The organism is Methylocystis sp. H4A (assembly GCF_015709545.1).
Taxonomy (GTDB): Bacteria; Pseudomonadota; Alphaproteobacteria; order Rhizobiales; family Beijerinckiaceae; genus Methylocystis; species Methylocystis silviterrae.
Map to the genome: position 1 here is coordinate 100,423 of NZ_JADNQY010000020.1, position 16,869 is coordinate 117,291.

Genomic DNA, 16,869 nt, shown 5'->3' on the forward strand with positions numbered 1-16,869 from the left:
CCTATGCCGCCTCTTGCGCGATGTAATCCTGATAGCCGCGCTCTTCGAGTTCCAGAGCAAGTTCCGGACCGCCCGACCGCATGATGCGTCCCTGCGCCATCACATGCACAGAATCTGGCCTGATATATTCGAGCAGGCGCTGATAATGGGTAATGACGATGAAGGCGCGCTCGGGCGAGCGCAGCGCGTTGACGCCGTCCGCGACGACGCGCAGCGCGTCGATGTCGAGCCCCGAATCCGTCTCATCAAGGATAGCAAGACGCGGCTGCAGAAGCGCCATCTGTAAGATTTCCATCCGTTTCTTCTCGCCGCCCGAGAATCCGGCGTTGAGCGGCCGGCGTAGCATGTCCTGCGCGATGCCCAGCGACGCCGCGGCCTCCTTGACGCGCTTCATGAACTCCGGCGTCTGCAATTCCGGCTCGCCGCGGGCGCGGCGCTGCGCGTTGAGCGCCGCCTTCAAAAAAGTCATGGTCGCGACGCCGGGGATCTCGACGGGATATTGAAAGGCGAGAAAGACGCCCTTGGCGGCCCGTTCCGCCGGGTCGAGGTCGAGAATGTTCTCTCCGTTGAGCCGCACGTCGCCCGTCGTCGCCTCATAGCCTTCGCGGCCGGCGATGACGTAGGAGAGCGTCGATTTGCCGGTGCCGTTCGGCCCCATGATCGCCGCGACTTCTCCTGCCTTGACGCTGAGCGTAAGGCCCTTGAGGATTTCCCGATCGCCGACGGAGACTCCGAGGTTTTTGATTTCGAGCATCAATTCAGTCCCTCGAGCCGTCGCCTCATATGCACATAGCGAACCACTTCCACCCGGTCCTCAAGCAACTGGTACAGGATGAGATAGGCGCCGCTTATCGCGCTTCTCACGCCTTTCCCGATGTCCGGTCGCTCTCGTCCGATTTGCGGATGTAAGCCCAACAATCTCGTTTTCCTTTCCAGCGCATCCAACGTCCGATCCGCCGCGGTCTCATTCTCTTTTGCGATATAAGACCAGATCTCGATTAAATCCTCTTCAGCGCGCGCCGTTCGAGCGATGCGCATGAAGAATTAGCTCTGTGAATGACGACGGCGCGCCTCGGCTTTGATTTCATCGATCGCGCCGAAGCGCCCGGAGCCGCTTTCGACTCCTTCGCGCCATAGTCTTCGCAATTCATCCACGCTCATCCGCTCGACAAGGCGTTCGGCGCGCCATTGTGCAACTGCGGCGCGAATGGCGTCATTCTCGGACTCGAACTCGCCGGAATCGACCGCCGCAGCAAGCTCGGACTCCAATTCCTCTGGAAGAGAAATGTGTAACGTGCGCATCACCCCACGCTCCCTTCGAGCGAAATCGAGATCAGCTTCTGCGCTTCGACGGCGAACTCCATCGGCAGCTGCTGCAGCACGTCGCGCACGAAGCCGTTGACGATCAGCGCCGTCGCCTCTTCCGCCGAAAGCCCGCGCTGCATGGCGTAGAACAGCTGGTCCTCGGAAATCTTAGATGTCGTCGCTTCATGCTCGAACTGCGCGCTCGGATTTTTCGACTCGATATAGGGAACCGTATGCGCCCCGCAGTTGGGCCCGATCAGCAGACTGTCGCACTGCGTAAAATTGCGCGCGCCATCGGCCTTACGATGTGCGGAAACCTGGCCGCGATAGGTGTTCTGCGAACGTCCGGCCGAGATGCCCTTGGAGATGATGCGGCTTTTGGTGTTCTTGCCGAGATGCAGCATCTTGGTGCCGCTGTCGACCTGCTGATAGCCGTTCGACACCGCGATCGAATAGAACTCGCCCTGCGAGCCATCGCCGCGCAGGATGCATGACGGATATTTCCAGGTGATCGCCGAGCCCGTCTCGACCTGCGTCCAGGAGATATGCGAATTGCGCCCGCGGCAATCGCCGCGCTTGGTGACGAAATTGTAAATTCCGCCCCTGCCCTCGCTGTCGCCGGGATACCAATTCTGCACCGTCGAATATTTGATTTCGGCGTCGTCGAGCGCGACGAGCTCCACCACCGCCGCATGAAGCTGGTTTTCGTCGCGCTTGGGCGCCGTGCAGCCTTCCAGGTAGCTCACATAGGAGCCTTCGTCGGCGATGATCAGCGTGCGCTCGAATTGTCCCGTATTCTGCTCATTGATCCGGAAGTAGGTCGAAAGCTCCATCGGGCAGCGCACGCCCTTTGGCACATAGACGAAGGAGCCGTCAGAGAAGACCGCGCTGTTCAGCGTCGCGTAGAAATTGTCGGTCACCGGCACGACCGAGCCGAGATATTTGCGCACCAGCTCCGGGTGCGTGTGCACCGCCTCGGAAATCGGGCAGAAAATCACGCCGGCTTTGGCCAGTTCCGCCTTGAAGGTCGTCGCCACCGACACGCTGTCGAAAACCGCGTCGACGGCGACGCGGCGCGTTTCGACGCCGGCGAGAATCTCTTGCTCGCGCAGCGGGATGCCAAGCTTCTCGTATGTGCGCAGCAGCTCGGGATCGACCTCGTCGAGCGACTTCGGGCCCGGCGTGGATTTTGGGGCCGAGTAGTAATAGAGGTCCTGGAAATCGATGCGCGGATAGTGTACGCGCGCCCAGCGCGGCTCAGGCATCGTCAGCCAGCGCCGGTAGGCCTCGAGGCGCCAATCGGTGAGCCACTCCGGCTCGTTCTTTTTGGCCGAGATGAAACGAACGATGTCTTCATTCAGGCCCTTGGGGGCCTTTTCCGATTCGATATCGGTCGAAAACCCGTACTTATAGGCGTCGACGTCGATGGATTCGACGCGCGCAACGGTCTCCTGACGAGCCGCCATCTGTCTTTCTCCTCGTCACGACGGGTTCAAGGCCCGCCGGCCGATCGTTCCGCCTCAGCCTAGCACCTTTTGGCGTCGACTAGGCGGCGGAATGCCGGGACCTCATGCGATCCACGACACGTGCAAGAACCTTTCCAAACTCTTCTACATCCTCTTGCGTCGAAGACCAACCGAAACTGGCCCTCAGCGCCTCCCTTTCAGCCGCGCCCATCGCCGCAAGCACGTGTGATTCCGTCATTTTGCCTGATGAACAGGCTGAGCCTGCTGAAAGCGCGACATTCTCAAGGTCAAGCGCCATCAGCATTATGCGGGGGGCGAGGCCAGGGATTGAGAAAGCGCTGGCGTTTGGCGCGCGCGGCGCCCCTGATCCGTAGAATCGGGCGTCGGGCGCGACTTTCAAGACGCGCCGCTCCAGCGCGTCGCGCAAATCAGCGAGTCGAGAGGCCTCTCCCGCCAAATCCGCGGTCGCCGCCGTCAGTGCCGCTGCAAAGCCGGCGATTCCGGGAACATTCTCGGTGCCCGCGCGGCGTCCGAACTCCTGGCCGCCGCCGCGCAGCACCGGCGCCTCCAGATGCAGGCTCTCGTCACGAAAGGCGAGCGCGCCGACGCCCATGGGGCCGCCCAGCTTATGTGAGGAAAAGAACATTATATCCGCGCCGGTCGTCGCGAATGTCGTCTTCAGCCGGCCGACGGATTGCACGGCGTCGCAGACAAGGACGCCGTTCGCCGCATGGATCAACGCCGCCGCCTCGGCGACCGGCTGGATGACGCCAGTTTCATTGTTGACGGCCTGCAGCGCGAGCATCACGCGCGCGCCGGCGCGCCGCGCCAGCGCCTCTTCCAGCGCAGCGAGGGAGATGACGCCTTCGCAGGTCAGCGGAATGGTTTCCACCGCGTCGGGCGGAAAGCGGCGCCCTTGCAGCACGCACTGGTGTTCGCCGGCGCCGATCAGCAAGACGTCGAGGGGCGATTCGTCGCCCTCTCGGCGAAGCGCCGGCGTAAGCGCGAGACTTGCCGCCTCGGTCGCGCCGCTGGTGAAGACGACGCTGCGCCGCTCCGTGCCAATTGCCTCGGCGACTGCGGCCCGCGCGTCTTCGAGCAGCGCCTTGGCCGCCCTGCCCTCGGCATGGACGGAAGAAGGATTGCCGAGCGTCTCCAGCGCGTCGAGCATCGCCGCCCGCGCCTGCGGGCGCAGCGGCGATGTTGCATTGTGGTCGAAATAGACGCGTGCGGACATGGGCCTCGGTTTCGTTGCCGCCATTCTAGCAGAGCGCGGCGGCGCAGGCGCGTTGTCGTGCCTGCGCCGCTCCTCACGAAAAGGGTTGGGCGCCGCTTACGGCCGCGCCGACTTCGCCAGCCGCGCCAGATTGACGAATTCCGCGCGGTAGCCGAACGGATCGTCGCCCTTGGCGCTCTGCGCCAGCGCGATCACATCGTCGTAGCTGTAATCGCTAAGATAGGGCGCGCCTTTCAGCAGCTGCGCGAAGGCTGCGACGACGACGGAGAATCGCACGTCCTGCGGCGCCTGCGCCAGGCTTTCCACGCTTTGCTGCTCGGCGATCGGCTGCGTGATGAGCCGTGAGGCCTCCTCCTTCGGCAGCTTGTAGCGCAGCTTGAGGAAGCCAAGTTCGCTTTCTGCCGCTGCCGGCGCCGCCGTCTTCTTGCCATAACGCAAATCGTCGACCAGTTTCTTCTCCGATCCCGTCGGCGTGATCTCGTAAATCGCGGTGACGCGGTGACCGGAGCCGACATCGCCTGCGTCCACCTTGTCGTTGTTGAAATCCTCGCGGCGCAGCGCACGGGTTTCATAACCGATCAGGCGATATTCGGAGACGCGGGCGGGATTCCACTCCACCTGGATTTTAACGTCCTTGGCGATAGGAAAGAGCGTCGACGACGCTTCCTCGACGAGCGCTTTGCGCGCTTCATTGAGAGTGTCGACATAGACGGCCGCGCCATTGCCGTTCTGCGCCAGCGATTGCATCAGCGCGTCGTTGTAATTGCCCTGGCCGACGCCGAGTATCGACAGGAAAACGCCCTTCTCGCGCTTCCGTTCGATCAGCCCTTTCAATTCGCTCTGATCGGTGACGCCGACATTGAAATCGCCGTCGGTGGCGAGGATCACGCGATTGACCGCCGACCTATCAAAATTGCTTTCGGCCAGGCGGTAGGCGTCCTGAATGCCTTGCGCGCCGGCGGTCGATCCGCCCGCGCCGAGCGCGTCGAGCGCCGCCAGAATTTTGGCCTTGTCGGCGACCTTCGTCGGCTCCAGCGCGACGCCGGAGCCCGAAGCGTAGGTGACGACCGCAACCGAATCCTCAGGCTTCAATTCGTCGACGAGCATTCGGAGCGCGTTCTTGATGAGCGGCAGCCGATCCTGCGGCGACATCGAGCCTGAAACGTCGATCAGAAAAACGAGATTGGCGCGCGGGCGCTCGGCGCTTTGCAGCGCATAGCCCTGTATCGCCACATGCACGAGGCGATTGCCGGCGTTCCAAGGGCTCGGCGTCACCGTGATTGTCGGCTTGAATGGCGTCTGCGCGCTCTCAGGCTTCGGATAGTCGTAAGGGAAGTAGTTGACGAACTCCTCGACCCGCACCGAATCTTTCGGCGGCAGACGCCCGGCGTTGAGCGCGCGGCGCGCGACGGCGTAGGAGGCGGTGTCGACGTCGATCGAGAAGGTCGAGACGGGCTCCGTCGCCGCTGACTTGACGGGGTTCGTCTCCTTTGACTCGAACCTGTCGCGAAATTCGCTCTCAGGCGCGACATTCGTATCAACCGACATCGGCGGCCGGACGCCTTCTGCGACCGGTTTCGCGGGCTGAATAGATCGCGACAGTCGCTGCTCGGCATCCTTTCGGACCGAACCGGCGAGGCGCGGAGGCGGCGCAGCGACGCCATCGGCTCGGCCGCCGAGCGCGTCCGCCGTTTTCGCTCTCTCTTCTCGCGCGACGGGCGCCGGTTGAACCACTGCCGGCGCCTCCATGCGCGGCGCTACGGCGACCTCGGCCGGCGGCGCGGCGCGGCCGATCGGAAGACTGGATATGCTCCCGCCGCCCGGCGCATAGTTGCGCGAAAGCATGAAGGCGGCGGGCGCGCCGATCATCAGCGCGGCGATCGAGGCCGCGAGCGCGCGATTAAAATGCAACGTCTGACGCATCTTTCTTTTCCCTTCCGTTGGAGAGGATGCGTGACTGAGACGTTGCGGCGCGGTCGATCCTTGGGCCTCGGCTGCGCTTTTTTCAAAAGCGGCCATCGCCGCCCCGAGCGCTACGCGCTTCGCTTCGCGATCGGGCGGCGGGACGAGCGCGTCTTTAAGGCGCGTAAGATCCGGTTCGATCATCGCGCGGGCTCCAACTGGTTCTTCAGACGTTTTCGCGCCTCATGCAGATGCCACGACACGGTCTTCTCCGAACAACCCATCAGCGCCGCCGCCTCGCCATGCGACAGGTCCTGCGCATAGACGAGCAGCACGGCGTCGCGTTGCTGATCCGGCAGGGCGCGCACCACGCGCCAAAGATCCTGCCCCATGATTTCATCCTCTGGGGTGTCGCCGTCGGCGCCGTCCACGAGCGCCGACATACGCGCCGGTTCGAGCGCCACAATTTTGCGCCGCGCCCGGATGTGATCGACCGCGGTCGTATAGGCGATGCGATAGGCCCAGGTCGTAAAGGCGCAGTCATTGCGAAAGGCGCTCATCCCCATCGCCATCTTCACCATTGCGTCCTGAGCGATGTCCTGCGCCTCAGCGCGCGCACCGCACCAGCGCCAGGCGAGCGCATAGACCCGGTCGTAATGGCGCTCGGCCAGCACGGCGAAAGCGGCAGCCTCGCCGGCGGCCGCCCGTCGCGCCAGTTCGCCATCGGTGTCTTCGCCCGGCAAGTCGCCCCCGCTATGAGATCCCGTCGAGACTATGGACGGCTGTGATCGCGAATTCCTTGGGTCGGAGCGGCGAAATTTCGCCGCGGCCCGGGGGATGCCGAATTTCCTTGCATTTTACAGTAGCCCGCGTGGTAGAAGGCGCGCCTGCCAGTTTCGCAAGGGATTCCGAATGCCCGAGGTTATTTTCACCGGTCCGGCCGGCAGGCTCGAGGGCCGGTTCCATCAGTCCGCCACGCGCGGCGCGCCGATCGCGATCATTCTGCATCCGCATCCGCAGTTCGGCGGCACGATGAACAATCAGATCGTTTATCACCTTTACTACGCCTTCGCGGAGCGTGGTTTTTCCGTGCTGCGCTTCAATTTCCGCGGCGTCGGCCGTTCGCAGGGCTCTTTCGACCATGGCTCGGGCGAGCTTTCCGACGCGGCGGCCGCGCTCGACTGGGCGCAGGCGGTCAATCCGGAAGCGCGCGCCTGCTGGATCGCGGGCGTCTCCTTCGGCTCCTGGATCGGCATGCAGCTGCTGATGCGCCGTCCTGAGATCGAGGGGTTTATCTCGATCGCGCCGCCGGCAAACCGTTTCGACTTCTCCTTCCTGGCGCCCTGCCCCTCCTCGGGCCTCTTCATCCACGGCGACCAGGACCGCGTCGCGCCGCTCAAGGAAGTGACCGGGCTGATCGAGAAGCTCAAGACGCAAAAGGGCATTCTCATCGAACATGCCGTGGTCGAGGGCGCGAACCATTTCTTCGAAAACAGGATCGAGCCGCTGATCGCGCATGTCGACGCCTATCTCGACAGGCGTCTTGGCAATCCGCCGAGGATCGCCATCCCCGCGCGGGGCGACTGACGCTTCATTGTCATTCTCGACGCGCGACGCGGTCAGGCCTTCGGCCTTCCGGGAATGACACTGCGATCTATGACGCTTACGCGGTCGCCCGCGCCAGCACGCCGCCGCACATGGCTTCGGGCGCGCCGGTCGTTGTCGGAAAGGTGATCGGCAGCCCTTCCAGCACGCGCGCGGCGAGATAGGCGAAGGCCTGCGCCTCCATCGAATCCGCCGACCATCCGACCGCATTGGCCGTCGTCACCTTGCACGGCAGGCGCATGACGAGTTCGCGCACGAGAATCGGATTGCGCGCGCCGCCGCCGCAGACGATCAGCAGTTGCGGCTGGCTCGGCAGATGCGGAAAAAGCCGCAGCACGGAAGACGCCGTAAAGGCGGTTAGCGTCGCGGCGGCGTCTTCGGTCGAGAGCTTGGCGACCGCATCGAGCGCGAAGGCGTTGCGGTCGAGCGATTTCGGCGGCGGCTGATCGAAGAACGGATGCGCCAGCATTTTGAGCAGCGTCGCTTCATTGACGCGGCCGCGCGCCGCCATATGGCCGTGCCGGTCGATCGGCGCGCCGGTGCGCTGAAGCATCAGATCGTCGATGAGCGCATTGCCGGGTCCCGTGTCACAGGCGATCGGCTCCTCGCCGTCCGCGACATAAGTGACATTGGCGACGCCGCCGATATTGAGCAGCGCCACCTCGCCCTTCATGCCGCCGGCGAGGACAAGCGCGCGATGGAACACGGGCACGATCGGCGCGCCCTCGCCGCCGGCGGCGATGTCGGCGGCGCGAAAATCATAGGCGACGTCGAGGCCGAGACGCGCGGCGAGCGCCGGCCCGTCGCCGATCTGGATCGTGAGTCTTTGCTTGGGACGGTGCAGCACCGTCTGGCCATGAAAACCGACGATATTGACGCTCGCCGGGTCGATCTCATGATCCCGCAGCAGCGCCTCGACCGCCTCGGCGTGGCGGTCGGTCACCATGCGCTCGGCGAAAGCGAGAACGCCGGGCCGCGCGTCTCGATCTTCGAGCGTCGCGGCTTCGGCAAGCGCGTTGCGCAGCAGCGCGCGGTCGGCGTCGCTATAGGGGTAATGCCCCGTCGGCCCGAAAACGACAGTGGCGTCGCCATCGGTGTCGATCAACGCGACATCGACGCCGTCCATGGACGTGCCGGACATGAGGCCGATTGAGCGGTAGGTGGGCAAGGCGAATCTCTCCGAGAGTAACAGTGGGAGCCCTATTAGATCACGCGCTGTTGCATCCCCACGTGTCATTTCGTGCGTTCAGGAGAAGAACTTGCTCCGCATCGTTCGTTTTTTGAAAGGCTTTTTCAAAAGCCGGAGCACGGGTTCCTGAGATCGCGGTCAAAGAGGCGCTCGCTTCGTCATCAACTTGCGCAGCGACCTCTCTAGGTTCCAAACAAATTGGCTTGTCTGCCAATGAGAGGCCGGACGCCCGGGTTTCGCTCCTTGGCTTTCGCCCGCAATAATTCGTCAAAAGCGGCCCACAGCGGAAAACGCAGCAGCGCTTGGATCAAGATTTTTGTTTGCTAAACCCATCAAAAAGCAGGATATTTATCAAATCAGCGATTATTTTTTCATTTTGGAGCGCTCCCATGACTGATAGCGACGATCAATTATTTTCAAGTTTTTTGAAGTATTTCAGACAGGTTGACGCCGCTGCGTCGGAAGACTCCGTCAGAGCGCTGTATGACGCCACCGACGACAAGGCATGGTTGAAAACATGTCTCTCGAAATTCACCGACAACACGTTGGGAGCGCGCCGTACGGAGACGCCAAATGTCGCCGCTTTCAAATACAGTACGCCCGCAACCCTCTTCGCGTACGCCATCGTCGCGCTTATCCATGTCAAACTGGATTTGCCGGAACTTGGACTGGAGTACAAGGGGGAAGGCGGAGGGCTATTCGGAGGCGTTGTCGCACGATCATGGGGAACTTTTTACTATAATAACCTTTCTGACTTATCAGGTCAGAGCGCTTTTGAATGCAATTTCGCTACCGCGTGGGCCAACCTAAATCTTATTCGTAACAGTCAAACATATGGCATGTACCAAGGGGGAGGAATTCCGTTTGCGGGCATTGGTGGGGGGAACGGTCAGTGGGGCCCCATTACCTGAGCAGCTCCTGAGCCACGAGGGTAGCGGAGCCCAACACCTACCGCCTTCCCTCCCAGCCCCAGGCCGCGACAACGGCGCCGACCAGCGCCAGCATCGCCCATAAACCCAAACCCAGCGGCGCGATTTCGACGCCGACGAGCGTCGAGGCGCCGGTCTGTCTGATCCCGATCCAGTCCGAGCCGCCATAGCGGTTGGCGTCGCGCAATTCGACGACGCGCGGCATCGAAACGGTGTCGGCGCCGCCGTTCGATAAGCGCCGCGCCGTTCCGCCGGTCGCCTCCATCAGCGGTTGCAACTTCTCCGTTGTCGAGGCCACTTCGCGGAACTCGCGCGGATTGGGCGGACCGACGTTCACAAGCGCGGTGAGGCCTTCGCTTTCGAAGCGCCACAGGCCCATTTCCTTAACGTCGAAACGCGCGCGCCACAGTCCCGGCTCGCTCTGCGCGACCGCGATTTCGTCGCGCGCGCCGGACGGCGCCGTCGCCATCACCGGCGCCGGTCGCTCCTTCATTGTCTGGCGCTCGACGCTGACCTCGCGGCCATGCGCGGAAGCGCGCAGCGCCTCCTCTTCGAGATCCGGCTCCTTCATCAGCCAATGCGCCAGGCGGCGCGTCAGATCGACATGCGGGCCGCCGCCCTCAAAGCCGCGCGCCCAGAGCCAAATCTGGTCAGAGAGCAGCAGCGCGACGCGACCCTTGCCTTCGTGCGAGAGCACCAGCAGCGGCTTGTCGCGCACGCCGGACATGATCGAGTCGCCCTTCACCACATTGGCGTCGACCTGCCTGAACCATTCGCCCCAATTCGGCGGCTCGGATTTGGCGCCAGCGAGGCCACGCGTCACCGGATGCTTCTCGCCGTCCTTGCTGACGCGGGCGCGAAACGCCTGTTCAATGAGCGCGCCGTCCGGGCGCGCCGGCAGGATGTTTTCGAGCGGAGAATAATAGAGTCCGCGCAGCGTCGCGTAATCCGGGCCGACGGCCGCGAGAAAGGCGCCGCCATTCTCGACGTAATTGGCGATGTTCTCGAAATAGATCGAGGGCAGCGTCGTCTGGCTCGAATAGCGATCGAAGATGATGAGATCGAATTCGTTGATTTTCTTCCCGAAGAGATCGGCGGTCGGAAAGGCGATCAGCGACAATTCGCTCGCCGGCGTGATGTCGAGCTTCTCCGGCGGCCGCAATATGGTGAAATGCACCAGTTCGACATTGGCGTCGGCGCGCAAAAGATTGCGCCAGCTTCGCTCGCCCGGATGCGGCTCGCCCGACACAAGCAACACCTTCAGCCGATCGCGCACGCCTTCGATCGACAGCACGGCCTTATTGTCGAGCGGCGTCAGCTCGCCGGGCGCGGATGGAATTTCGAGTTCGACGACGTTTTGTCCGCCATGTTCGATGCGCACCGGGATGCTGACGATGTCGCCGGGCGCAGGGCTGAAGGTCGGCAGCGCTTCGCCGTCGCGGCGCACTGAAATCGGGATGCGGGCGCCGTCGCCGCCAAGATCGACAACGCGCGCGCGGATGATCTGATCCTTGCCGACGATGCCAAAGCGCGGCGCCTCGACAAGCTCGATGCGGCGGTCGCGCTCGCCCTGATGTCCGGTCACGAGCGCTTGAACGGGCGCCTTGAAGCCGAGCGCTTCGGCCTTGGCGGGAATATCGTGAACGACGCCGTCGGTCAGAAGAATAGCCCCGCCGACGCGCTCCGAGGGAACGTCTTTCAAAACTTCGGCGAGCGCGCCGAAGAGCTTGGTGCCGTCATTGCCCGAAGCGTCGTTGGCGACCGTGATCGTGCGCGTTTCGACGTCGCCGAATTTTGCGAGCGCAGAGTCGAGCGCCTTGCGCGCCTCTTCCGTTTGCGCGTTTCTCGCGCCGAAATTCTGGCTGTCGCTCTTGTCGACAACCACCGCGACGACGCTCTTTTGCGGATCGCGTTTTTCGCGCACGAGCGACGGGTCGGCGAGCGCCGCAATCAATAGGGCGAAAGCGAACGCCCGGAGCGGCGCGCCACGTTGGCGTTTGGCCGCCATCAGCGCCAGCGCGCCGGCGCCAAGCACGCCGAGAAGGATCAGCGCCCACCAGGGAGCGAGCGGCGAAAAGGCGAGCGTGAGGTCGCTCATGCGTGGTAGCCCCATGCACTACCGTCATGCCCGCGCTTGTCGCGGGCATCCACGCCGCGCCGCTGCGCAAGTCTTGTCGCATTCGCGGTTCGTCCCGACGTGGATGGCCGGGACAAGCCCGGCCATGACGCGGCAGAATGATGTCGGATCATATCGACGCCGCTCACTGGCCCAGCCTTTCCAGCAAGTCGCGCACATGCACCTGATCGGATTTATAGTTCCCGGTCAGCGTATACATCACCAGATTGATGCCGCCGCGGAGCGCGAATTCGCGCTGGCGCGCGCCGCCCGGCGTCAACGGAAACAGCGGCTGGCCGCGTTTGTCATGCGCCCAGGCGCTCGCGAGATCGTTCGAGGTGATGACGATTGCGGAGACGCTGTCCGTCGCGCGCACCGGACGCGCAGCCTGATCTTTCGGCTCCGGCGGCAGCGCTTCTACCCAGGTCTCGCCATTGGCGTAGCGGCCGACGAATCCGTCGAGCAAATAGAAGGTCTTGGTGATGACGTGATCGCGCGGCGTCACTTCCAGCGGCGGAATGTCCAAGCCTTTCGTCAGATCGCGCAGCCATTGCGCCTCTGGAGTCGGCGCGCCGCCGACGTGTTGAGACAGAGCGTCGCGCGTGTCGAAGATGATTGTGCCGCCCTGCTTCATATAGGCGGTGACTTTCGCCACCGTCTTCGCGGGCGGCTGCGGAGCGCTCGCGACGATCGGCCAGTAGAGCAAGGGATAAAAGGCGAGTTCGTCTTTCGCCGGATCGACGCCGACCGGATCTCCCGGCGAGAAAGATGTGCGCATGTTCAGCGCCTGGGTGAGCGCCTCGAGGCCCAGCCGCGATATTTCGTCGACGTGGGCGTCGCCCGAGATCACATAGGCGAGCCGTGCCGTCAGCGCGGCGTCCTTGTCGCGCTGGGTGGCGGCGGATTTCGGCGCGGACTCGGCGCGCGTCTCGCTGGTCATCGCCATCACGCACAGTAGGCCGAACAGCGCCGCGGTCGCGGCGCCGAGGGGCCGCAGCCGCAGCTTTCCGGCAAGCGCCAGAGCGATCAGCGCATCGGCGATAAAGGCGGCGAGCGCGAAGACGAGCAGAGGCCCGCGCAAATCGAGCTGGCCGCCGGCCCGCAGCACGTTCGCGCTCAGTCCGGCGCCGGCGAAATCGAAAGCGCTGATCTCGTCAGTCGGGCGCAAGGTCTGCACCGAGACGAAAGCCTCCCCCGAGCCATACAGCCCGGGCGGATGTTCGGCGCTTGCAGGCCCGTCAAATCCGGGCGGAATGCTTTGCGCGAAAAGGCCGGGCGCGCCGAGCGCGCCAAACCCGTCGAGAAGGCGCATCGGCGCCAAAGCCGACGGATCGGCGACCATGCCAGACCGTTCGCTGCTCGAGGGCGCCGATTCTCCAGCCATGGCGCTGATCCGTTTCAGCATCTCAACGAAAAGTCCCGAGATCGGCAGGTTCGACCAATTGGCGTCGGCGTTGACGTGAAACAGCACGATCAGGCCCTTCCCGCGTCGTTCCGCCGTCACGAGCGGCGTGCCGTCGGACAGGCGGGCCCAGGTCTTGTCCGCAAGTCCCGGATCAGGCTCGGCGAGCACCTGCCGCTGCACCGTGACGTCTTTCGAAGCCGGCAGGCCGAAGAAGGGGCTCGTGGCGTCAAACTCGGCGAGCGCCTTTGGCTCTTCCCAGGACATGGCCCCGCCGAGCACGCGGCCGTTCCGGCGCAGGCGCACGGGCAGCAGACCATCGTCGGCGTTGGCGAGACGCGGCCCTGCGAAACGAATGAGCGTCCCGCCTTCTTCGACGAAGCGCGACACCGCGTCGAATGTCTCGCCGGGCGCAAGCCCGACATCGGCGAGCCCCAGGATATTGGGCTGTTCGGCGAGCAGCGCCTGCACCGGATCCACAACGCCGGGACGCGCCGTGCGGATTTGGGCGAAAGGCGCAAGCGCCTTTTCGAGGTAGTAGAGCGGCGAGAGCAGCGGCTGCGCCTCATCGGCGGCGCCGCCTCCGATCAGCGCCACGCGCTTCACTTTCGAGCGCGCGTCGAGAAGAGCGACAGCGCCGGCGGAATTTTCCCCTTGGATGCGCAGATGACTCACCTCATTGCGAAGTTCGACCGGCAGTTCGATTTTCGCCCGAACGCGCCGCGCGCCGCCAAAATCCACTTCGGCTCGGCCGACCGTTCGACCTTTCGCGTCGAGCGCGTCCACAACCGCCGACGCGTCGTCGCCGATGCGCAGCACATCGACGCTCAGCGCGGCCGCATCATTTGTCGGCGCGGCGAGCGCCCGCGGCGCATGGTCCTCGACGTAAATCTCGACGCCGCTCGCGCCGGACTCTTTCAGCACGCGCACGAAGCCTGACGCGTCGCCCTGCACAACGCCGTCGCTGATCCACACCATGCGCGTCGCCTTGTGGGCGTGGGCGAAGGCCGCGACCTGTTCGCCGATCGCCTTGCGGTCCGGCAGAAATGGCTTGGGCCGCGCCGAACGCAATTTTTCCATCGCGCGCGGCCCGTCGCCTGGAACGGGCGCCGCAGATTCGGACGCAAGCGCGACTGCGACGGGACCGCCGGCGCGTGCGGCGCACTCGATGATCGATGCAGCGCCAGCGAGCCGTCGTTCCCATGTCGGCGCCGCCGTCCAGCCGTCGTCGAGGACAATGAGCGTCGGCGTGGAAGACGCGACGACGCCGCTCGGCGCCCAGACCGGTCCCGCCATCGCAAAGATCAACGCGGCGGCAAGCGCCAACCGTAGCGCCATCAGCCACCACGGGGTTTTCGCCGGCGTCTCTTCGTCGGGCTTGAGCTCGCGCAGAATTTTTGTCGGCGGAAAGACGATCTCGCGTGGACGCGGCGGCGTGACCCGCAACAGCCAATAGATCATCGGCAGGCTGATGAGACCAAACAGCGCAAGCGGCGCGGCGAAGGAAAACATCAGCGCCGCTCCTCGAAGCTGACTCCATCCGCTCCGAGCAATCCCATGGCGAGCGCCAGCGCCGCTTCGGAGGCCGGCCGATCGGTGCGATGCTGCAGGAAGATGAAGCCGACGCGTTGCGCGGCCCGGCGCACGGCGTCGCGATGCGCCTCGAACCGCCGCGCGTAGGCGGCCCGCAGACTGCGCGCGTCGCCTGCGTAAAAGGCGGGGCCGCCGTCGGTGTCGAGAAAAGTGGTTTCGCCAGAAAACGGCAAGGTTTCTTCGCTGGGATCGGTCACCATCAAGACCGCGCCGGAGGCGCCGCCGTCGGCGAAGCGCCGCAGGCGTGCGGCAAGCGCGTCCGGATCGACGAGGAAATCGGAGATCAGAATGACGCGGGCGCGCGGGCGGATCGGCGCCTGCGGCGGAAGATCATCGCGCGTCGCCTCCGTTGCATTGTCAGCCAGAGCGCGCGCCAGCCGGTCGATCACATCGCGCGCCGAGATTGGCGCGGTCAGGCCCAGCGCCGCCGCCCGCTCGCCGCCTCGAACGAGCACGTCGGCGAGCGCGAGCCCGAGGGTCACGCCGCGGGACAGCTTGTCGTCGGAGGCGAGAGACGAGCCGAAGGCCATGGAAGGAGAACAATCCATCCAGAGGAAATAGTCGTGCGCGGCCTCCCATTCACGCTCGCGCACATAGAGCTGATCGCCGCGGGCGGAGCGGCGCCAGTCGATGCGATGCGCCGATTCGCCCGATGCAAATGGCCGATATTGCCAAAACGTCTCGCCGACGCCCGCGCGCTTGCGGCCATGAACGCCGTAGGCGAGGCTTGCCGCGATCTCGTGAGCGCGCGCCACCAGCCTCGGCATCCGGCTCGCGAGATCGGCCGCCGTAGCGCCGTCGGCGGGCTTGCGCTGTGTAGGATCGTAGGCGCGCGTGGCGACGTCAGCAAACATCGTCATCTTTCTCCGTCAGAGGGAACGAGCGGAGCGAAGGCCCGTCACCCGATCCGCGCCACGAGCGTCTGAACCACGTCGGAAACGGTCATCTCGCGGCGCGCGGCGAAATTGAGCGCCATGCGGTGGCGCAACACCGGCGCGGCGAGTTTCGCCACATCGTCGATCGAGGGCGCGAGCCGGCCGGTGACGAGCGCCCGGGCGCGCGTCGCCAGCATCAGCGCCTGCGCAGCGCGCGGTCCCGGACCCCAGGCGACATGCGGCGCGATTTCCGCGTCGCCCTCGTCTGGACGGGCTGAACGAACGAGGTCGAGGATCGCGTCGACGACCTTTTCCCCGATCGGAAGCCGGCGCACGAGCCTTTGCGTCGCCATCAGCTCTTCGGCGTCGAGCGCTTGACTCGCCTCGGCCATCGTCTCGCCAGTCGTTTCCAGCAGGACCCGCCGCTCGCTGGCGCGGTCGGGATAATGCACGTCGATCTGCATCAGGAAGCGGTCGAGCTGCGCCTCCGGCAGCGGATAGGTGCCCTCCTGCTCCAGGGGGTTTTGCGTCGCAAGGACATGGAAAGGCCGCGGCAGATCGTGGCGCTTGCCGGCGACGCTGACATGATGCTCCTGCATCGCCTGCAACAGCGCCGATTGCGTGCGCGGCGAGGCGCGGTTGATCTCGTCGGCCATCAGCAGCTGGGTGAAGACCGGCCCCCTGATGAAGCGGAACGAACGCGACCGGTCAGCCCCCTCTTCAAGCACTTCAGAGCCGAGAATATCGGCGGGCAGCAGATCCGGCGTGAACTGCACGCGCTGCTCCGCCAAGCCGAGCACGCGGCCAAGCGTCTCGACAAGCTTGGTCTTGGCGAGACCAGGCACGCCGACGAGGAGCCCGTGGCCGCCCGCGAGGATCGTCACCAGCGCCTGTTCGACGACCTCGTCCTGGCCAAAAATGACGGCGCCGATCGCGGCGCGGGCGCGACCGATATGGTCGAGGGCGCGTTCGGCGGATTGAACGACGGCTGTTTCGAGCGAGGTTGTCCTGGTGTCCAATGAGGTCATTTCAGCGTGCTCAGGCAGCCTGTCTATGAAGAGGATCGGGCGCATCGTAGCGGCGCTGCCGTGTTTCGCCGCACGCGATTCAAAGCCCCCGCGCCATTCGGCTCCGTATATAAAGCGAAGCGGCGGGGATTAGGGCCAAGCGCAATCTTCGTCTCTCCGCCGGTGCAATTCAAGCGCAACCGGCGCGTTAGGGAGGCATTTTACCGGCAAAACCGCAATTTG

The 16,869-nt window shown here is 64.5% G+C and carries 14 protein-coding genes; 2 read left to right on the forward strand and 12 right to left on the reverse strand.

The features are described from left to right. Position 1: 1 nt before the first annotated feature. The 7 genes from sufC to IYW40_RS06525 all read right to left on the reverse strand — a co-directional run bounded on the left by sufC (position 2) and on the right by IYW40_RS06525 (position 6,653). Positions 2-754, reverse strand: a complete 753-nt coding sequence (gene sufC / locus IYW40_RS06495) for a Fe-S cluster assembly ATPase SufC (protein ID WP_196399897.1) — start codon at positions 752-754, stop codon at positions 2-4. After that, entirely contained in the window at positions 754-1,038 is a 285-nt protein-coding gene (locus IYW40_RS06500) for a type II toxin-antitoxin system RelE/ParE family toxin (RefSeq protein WP_196399898.1), read from the reverse strand. The genes sufC and IYW40_RS06500 overlap by 1 nt, the downstream gene beginning before the upstream one ends. Before the next feature lie 6 nt (positions 1,039-1,044). Further along, a complete protein-coding gene (locus IYW40_RS06505) occupies positions 1,045-1,302 on the reverse strand; it encodes a type II toxin-antitoxin system ParD family antitoxin (protein ID WP_196399899.1) in 258 nt (85 codons plus the stop codon). Continuing rightward, the gene (sufB, locus tag IYW40_RS06510; RefSeq protein WP_175094568.1) at positions 1,302-2,771 is read right to left on the reverse strand and encodes a Fe-S cluster assembly protein SufB; all 1,470 of its coding nucleotides are present in this window, start codon (positions 2,769-2,771) and stop codon (positions 1,302-1,304) included. Before sufB ends, IYW40_RS06505 begins: the two co-directional genes overlap by 1 nt. A gap of 79 nt (positions 2,772-2,850) precedes the next feature. Further along, on the reverse strand, positions 2,851-4,008 hold the full coding sequence (locus IYW40_RS06515; protein WP_196399900.1) for a cysteine desulfurase family protein: 1,158 nt from the start codon (positions 4,006-4,008) through the stop codon (positions 2,851-2,853). Between the two features lie 96 nt (positions 4,009-4,104). Next, on the reverse strand, positions 4,105-6,114 hold the full coding sequence (locus IYW40_RS06520; protein ID WP_196399901.1) for a VWA domain-containing protein: 2,010 nt from the start codon (positions 6,112-6,114) through the stop codon (positions 4,105-4,107). Beyond that, complete coding sequence (locus tag IYW40_RS06525; protein ID WP_196399902.1) at positions 6,111-6,653, reverse strand: RNA polymerase sigma factor; 543 nt, start codon at positions 6,651-6,653, stop codon at positions 6,111-6,113. The genes IYW40_RS06520 and IYW40_RS06525 overlap by 4 nt, the downstream gene beginning before the upstream one ends. 169 nt (positions 6,654-6,822) lie before the next feature. On the opposite strand from IYW40_RS06525, the gene IYW40_RS06530 reads away from it, so the two are divergent. Beyond that, the gene (locus IYW40_RS06530; RefSeq protein WP_175094564.1) at positions 6,823-7,497 is read left to right on the forward strand and encodes an alpha/beta hydrolase; all 675 of its coding nucleotides are present in this window, start codon (positions 6,823-6,825) and stop codon (positions 7,495-7,497) included. 76 nt (positions 7,498-7,573) lie between these two features. On the opposite strand, the gene IYW40_RS06535 is transcribed toward IYW40_RS06530, so the two are convergent. Then, entirely contained in the window at positions 7,574-8,683 is a 1,110-nt protein-coding gene (locus tag IYW40_RS06535) for an anhydro-N-acetylmuramic acid kinase (RefSeq protein WP_196399903.1), read from the reverse strand. Positions 8,684-9,093: 410 nt separating this feature from the next. Between IYW40_RS06535 and IYW40_RS06540 the strand changes: the two genes are divergently transcribed. Beyond that, positions 9,094-9,615: a VapA/VapB family virulence-associated protein gene (locus IYW40_RS06540; protein ID WP_196399904.1), complete on the forward strand. Its 522-nt coding sequence runs from the start codon at positions 9,094-9,096 to the stop codon at positions 9,613-9,615. 37 nt (positions 9,616-9,652) lie between these two features. Here the strand turns inward: IYW40_RS06540 and IYW40_RS06545 are convergent, their stop codons facing one another. The 4 genes from IYW40_RS06545 to IYW40_RS06560 all read right to left on the reverse strand — a co-directional run bounded on the left by IYW40_RS06545 (position 9,653) and on the right by IYW40_RS06560 (position 16,647). Continuing rightward, the gene (locus tag IYW40_RS06545; protein ID WP_196399905.1) at positions 9,653-11,731 is read right to left on the reverse strand and encodes a hypothetical protein; all 2,079 of its coding nucleotides are present in this window, start codon (positions 11,729-11,731) and stop codon (positions 9,653-9,655) included. 163 nt (positions 11,732-11,894) lie between these two features. Beyond that, complete coding sequence (locus tag IYW40_RS06550; RefSeq protein ID WP_196399906.1) at positions 11,895-14,663, reverse strand: DUF4159 domain-containing protein; 2,769 nt, start codon at positions 14,661-14,663, stop codon at positions 11,895-11,897. Next, complete coding sequence (locus IYW40_RS06555) at positions 14,663-15,598, reverse strand: DUF58 domain-containing protein (RefSeq protein ID WP_196399966.1); 936 nt, start codon at positions 15,596-15,598, stop codon at positions 14,663-14,665. Before IYW40_RS06555 ends, IYW40_RS06550 begins: the two co-directional genes overlap by 1 nt. 44 nt (positions 15,599-15,642) lie before the next feature. Next, the gene (locus tag IYW40_RS06560) at positions 15,643-16,647 is read right to left on the reverse strand and encodes a MoxR family ATPase (RefSeq protein WP_196399907.1); all 1,005 of its coding nucleotides are present in this window, start codon (positions 16,645-16,647) and stop codon (positions 15,643-15,645) included. Positions 16,648-16,869: the final 222 nt, after the last annotated feature.